Source organism: Mycobacterium sp., from assembly GCF_019247615.1.
Classification (GTDB): Bacteria; Actinomycetota; Actinomycetes; order Mycobacteriales; family Mycobacteriaceae; genus Mycobacterium.
The window spans coordinates 1-5,162 of sequence record NZ_JAFBAT010000262.1; the positions used below are offsets into that span (position 1 = coordinate 1).

Here is a 5,162-nt window from a genome sequence, read left to right on the forward strand (position 1 = left end):
GCTGGGGTCCGGAGGAGAACCCGTATCCCGACTTCGGGCACACCTTCGAGGATCTGTACAAGGGCACCGCGGACCTATTCCTCTGGCCCACTTTGTATCTCTGGGAGTTTCCCAAGCCGACGATCTCGCAGATCCACGGCTATTGCATGGGCGGCGGAATTTATCTCGGGCTGTTGACCGACTTCTGCGTGGCATCCGAAGACGCGTATTTCCAGATGCCGCTGGCCCAAAGCCTCGGCGAGCCCGGCGGGCACACCATGATCGAGCCCTGGCTGATGATGAACTGGCACCGCACCATGGACTGGCTGCTGCTGGCCCCGACCCTGTCGGCGCGGCAAGCCCTGGAGTGGGGTCTGCTCAATCGGGTGGTGCCGCACGAAGAGCTGGAAGACGCCGTCGAGGAGATGGCGCAGAAGATCGCCCAAATCCCGTTGACCACCTTGATGGCGGTGAAGGACAACGTGAAGCGTGCGTGGGAACTGATGGGAATGCGGGTGCACCTGCAGGTCAGCCACATCTTGACCAACATGGTCGGCGCCGCCTCCGATGTTCAGGCGCGACGGGCCGAGCTCAGGCAATCCGGTATGAAGCCACGCGAATTCGTCGACCGCGACGAAGGTTCTTAGCACGAGCAGACGCAGAATCGCACTGCGCGAGCTTCGCTGATGCGATTCTGCGTCTGCTCGCGGGTTTAGCGGGTCTTCTCGCCGGCGACCCTGCGCCCGGCGGCGTGCCGCGCCGCGACGTAACCGAACACCATTGTGTAGGCAATGCTGCCGCCAGCGCCCAGATAATTTCGGCCCATCACCGTCGCGGTGATGTTGCCCGTCGCGTACAGCCCGTCGATGACGCAGTCGTCCTCGTCGAGAACCTGCGCGTGCTCGTTGGTGATCACCCCTCCGCAGGTTCCGACATCGGCGGGAACCACCCGGGTGGCGTAGTACGGCGCTGTGGCGAGCGGCCCGATCGCCGCGTTGGGCCGATATCCGGGATCACCCAGACAGTCGTTGTATGCCGACTGGCCGCGGCCGAAGTCCGGGTCCAGGCCCTTGGCGGCAAAACCGTTGAAGCGCTTGACCGTTTCCTCTAGCGCGCCGGTCGGTACATCCAGCTGGCGTGCGAGGTCGGCAACGGTATCACCGCGCAGGACCGCGCCCCTCGCGATCAGTTCTTCGGGAAGGCGACGCTTTGTGAACGGGTTGGCGCCCGAAACATAGCGGCGTACGTAGCCCTCGTCAAAGACCATCCAGCAGGGCACCGCCTTGTTGGCGTACATCGCCTTGCCGACTTCGACGTAGGAGTTCGACTCGTTGCAGAACCGTCTGCCGGTTCCGTCGACGTAAATGGCGCCGGGCCGCTGCCGACCGGTTCCGAGTGCCCTCGCGGCGTCGCCCCCGTCGGCGATGAAAATCGATGGCAGCCACCAGGCCTCGTCCATCAAGTCGGTTTTCGCGCCGAGCCGGATCGCCATCTGCAGCACCTCGCCGGTGTCGCCGGCGTTGGCCATCGACCAATTCGCCTCGTTGGGCTGGTCTCCGCTGTAACGGCGGCGCATGTCCGCGTTGCGGCTGAAGCCGCCGGCCGCCAGCAGCACGCCCCTGCGCGCCTCGATGTTCAGCGAGGCGCCGCCGCGGGAGACGCGCGCGCCCACGACGCGGCCGTTTTCGACGATGAGGTCCTCCATGGCGGCCTGGGTCCAGATCGGCGGCTCGCCGCGCAGGTCGATCACCGCCTTGAGCATCTGACCGATCAGCGAGGCACCGTTGGTGAGCATCTCCCGACGAAGCAGCCGGGCCGCCCTGGTGCGCGCGAACACTCGCATCGCCACGGCGAACGCGCGCGGCGATCGGTTGAAATATTGCACCGCGCGCAGCTCGTTCGTTTTGAGGACGAAACCGCCGTAGCTCTTGGCCATGGACGGCTGGACCTTGTCCCTCCAATGTCCCAGCGCCGCCGCGTCGTAGGGTACGCACTCGATCGCACGACCGGCCTCGTTGCCGCCCTTGTGATTTGGGTAATAATCGCTCCAGCCCGGGCACCGGACAAAGCGAACCCCTTTGCGCGTCAGGAAGTTGATCATCTCGTAGCCCGCGTTGAGGAACGTTTCGCGGCGAGCCGGCGACGAGGCCGCGCCGATGTCGCCGACCACGTCGTCGAAATAGGCCAATCCGTCCTCGTGTGAGTCCGGGATGCCGTCGGCTCGCATCAGGGGATTGTTCGGCAGCCACACCATGCCGCCGGAAAGGCCCGTGGAACCGCCCACCAGGGCCTGTTTCTCGATCACCAGCGGCTCGATGCCGGAGTCCAGCGCCGCCAGCGCCGCTATCATTCCGCCGCCGCCGCTGCCCGCGATGAGCAGGTCGACGGATCGGTCCCATTGCTTGCTCATCGCGCCTCCGCGTCGTCGCGGGCGCCGAATCCCAGGTCGGCCATCGGCACGTCGATGGTGGTGTTGGTCTTCTGCATCGCCGGCACCAGCGCGTCGTAAGGCAGGCCGGCGAGGAAGCCGTCGATGACGCGTTCGAAGTTGGAAATCAGTCCCTCGATGCGGCTGGACAACCGCATGTACTCAAACCCCTTGGAGTGCAAGCCCTTTTGCTGTCTGGGAAGGTTGGAGAAGTCCTGGGCGGGAATCGGCGGCCAGCGCGGGTCGTCCGGTGCCATGGGTTCGGGCGGTGTCGGCTTGCCGGTGATCTGGTCCGGTGGGATGCGGGTGAGCGACCAGATCTCGAAGAGCGTCTCCTCGGGACCGAGCGGGCGGATGCGATACGAGGAGGCGCTGCTGTATTGGGGCAACAGAAAGTAATGCGGGAAGCAGAAATTGATCGCGTCGACGATGCCGCGGCGCTCCAATTCGTTGAGGTCGGGCATGTCGCAGCCGCGGGCCCGATGCCAGTGCACGACGGCGTCGTTGAGGGTGCGGCGCCAGACGGCCATCGCCTCGGCCGGGTCGGACGGCAGCTCCATGTCCTGCAGTCCCTCGGCGATTCGGACGTCGTTTTCGTGGGTCATTCCGGCCATGCCCTGGCCGAGTGTGCGCATGAAGTACAGATTGGTCCGGATGAGCCCGGGCGGCGCACCCGAAGACGTGCTTGGCTGCGATGACGGCAGCAGTTGCGGGTGGGTCTGCGGAACGTGATAGCCCTCCATGAAGGCGGCCGTCGCCAGCTTCCAGTTCACCGGCAGCCGGCAGGCCTGCCACCATTCGACGCGCAGCGACTCCACTTTCCACGCGTCGTAGATGGAGGCGAACGGCTCGATGCAATCCCGCAGCGGCGGTGCGTCGTCATCGAGGTTGATCCACGCGCAGCCGCCCCAGATCTCGCACCGGACCGAAACCAGGCGAAGGTCCTCCGGGCGCAGGTTGTGGTCGTCGAACTCCTCGGGCCGCAGCACGAAGGTGTTGCGTCCGTCGATGCCCCAGCACCATCCGTGGAAGGGACACACGAAGGTGCGTCGATTGCCACGAGAACTACTGCCGTCCACCAACTTCACACCGCGGTGGCGGCAGGCGTTGTGATAGGCGCGCACGTTTTCCGCGTCAAGCCGGACGACGATGACGGACTCGTCGAGGATCTCGTATTCGACGTAATCGCCCGGCTTGGGGATTTCCTCGAGCCGACACGCCATCTGCCATACGCGCGGCCAGAGCAATTCGTTTTCGAGCGCGTAGAACTCCGGATCGTAGTAGCGCTGCTTGGGAATCCGGTCGGCGGCCTGGACCGCCCACGGCACCGGAAGTGGAGTCCAGTTTACATCCATCGCTTTTCCTCGTTCATACGATCCGTGACGACCGCCCCTGCCAATAGCGTTCGCGAATGCGTCTCTTGTAGAGTTTCCCGTTGGGGTCGCGGGGGAGCTCGGAGACGAATTCCACTGTGCGCGGGCACTTGTAGCCAGCCAGGTGGGCTCGGCAGTATTCGATGAGCTCGGCCTCCAGGTCTGGTCCGGGCGTGGCCTCCTCCACGGGCTGCACGACCGCCTTGACCTCCTCGCCGAACTCGTCGTTGGGAACGCCGAAGACCGCCGCGTCGACGAGCTTGGGATGCATCACCAACAGGTTCTCTGCCTCCTGTGGGTAGATGTTCACCCCGCCGGAGACGATCGTGAACGTCGACCGGTCCGTCAGGTACAGGTGTCCGTCCTCATCGACGTAACCCATGTCGCCCAGGGAACGCCATCCCCGCTCGTTGTACACGGACGCGGTCTTGGCCGGGTCGTTGAAATACTCGAACTCGGGGCCACCTTCGAAGTAGAGTTCGCCGGACTCCCCGATGGAAAGCTCATTGCCGTCCTCACCCAGTACGTGCACCGGGGACATCGGTTTGCCCACGGAGCCGGGATGGGCGAGCCACTCCTCGGGGCCGATCGTCGTTCCTGCGAATCCCTCTGTGCCCCCGTAGTATTCGTGAATGATCGGCCCGAACCACTTCATCATCCGATGCTTGACTTCGACCGGACACGGCGCGGCCGCGTGGATCACGCACCGCAGGCTCGAGACGTCATATCCGCCCCGGGTCGCCTCGGACAGCTTGAGCATCCGCACGAACATCGTGGGCACGAACTGTGCGTGGGTGACGCGATGCGTCTCGATCAGGCGCAGCACCGCCTCCGCGTCGAATTTGCGCATGATGATCGACGCGGCCCCAACGCGGTTGACCGCCATGGTGTAGTTCACGCCGGCGGCGTGGTAGAGCGGCGCGGGGGAGAGGTAAACGCTGGAAGCGTCCATGCCGTACTTGTGGATCAGCGCCATCTCCAGCACCGCCTGAGCCCAGGATCCGTTGCCGTCCGCGGGCAGGGGACGACGAACGGCCTTGGGCCTTCCCGTCGTGCCCGACGAGTAGAGCATCTCCGATCCGTCCGACGGCGGCGGGGGATCGCCGGCCGCGGCGAGGGCGTTCTCATAAGGGCACCAGCCGGGCAAATTGCCTCCGACGGCGAAACGGACGTGCACGCGCGTGTTCGCCTCGCGCAGATGTCCGGCGAGACCGGGCAGGGCGGCATCGACAAATACGGCCTTGGCGTCGGAGTCGTCGATGACGTAGGCGACCTCGTCGGGAGTGAAGTGCGTGTTGACGGGAGTGTAGTAGAGCCCGGAAAGCTGGCAGCCCCAAGTGATTTCGAGGAACTCGGGTCGATTCGGCAGCACCAGCGCCACC

At 65.1% G+C, this 5,162-nt stretch carries 4 protein-coding genes; 1 reads left to right on the forward strand and 3 read right to left on the reverse strand.

The annotated features are described in order from the left end of the window. Positions 1–626: enoyl-CoA hydratase-related protein (locus tag JO059_RS18005; protein ID WP_293321117.1), on the forward strand; the 626-nt coding region annotated here is incomplete at its 5' end. Between the two features lie 65 nt (positions 627–691). Here the strand turns inward: JO059_RS18005 and JO059_RS18010 are convergent. The 3 genes from JO059_RS18010 to JO059_RS18020 all read right to left on the reverse strand — a co-directional run. Further along, a complete protein-coding gene (locus JO059_RS18010) occupies positions 692–2,389 on the reverse strand; it encodes an FAD-binding protein (RefSeq protein ID WP_293321119.1) in 1,698 nt (565 codons plus the stop codon). After that, a complete protein-coding gene (locus tag JO059_RS18015) occupies positions 2,386–3,762 on the reverse strand; it encodes an aromatic ring-hydroxylating dioxygenase subunit alpha (protein WP_293321121.1) in 1,377 nt (458 codons plus the stop codon). The genes JO059_RS18010 and JO059_RS18015 overlap by 4 nt, the downstream gene beginning before the upstream one ends. 13 nt (positions 3,763–3,775) lie before the next feature. Next, positions 3,776–5,162 (reverse strand): AMP-binding protein (locus JO059_RS18020; protein ID WP_293321123.1); only part of this gene is annotated, 1,387 nt, incomplete at its 5' end.

Excerpts from the sequence above, each read along its gene's own strand:
- JO059_RS18010 (WP_293321119.1), bottom strand. The coding sequence starts at position 2,389 with ATGAGCAAGCAATGGGACCGATCCGTCGACCTGCTCATCGCGGGCAGC.
- JO059_RS18015 (WP_293321121.1), bottom strand. The coding sequence starts at position 3,762 with ATGGATGTAAACTGGACTCCACTTCCGGTGCCGTGGGCGGTCCAGGCC.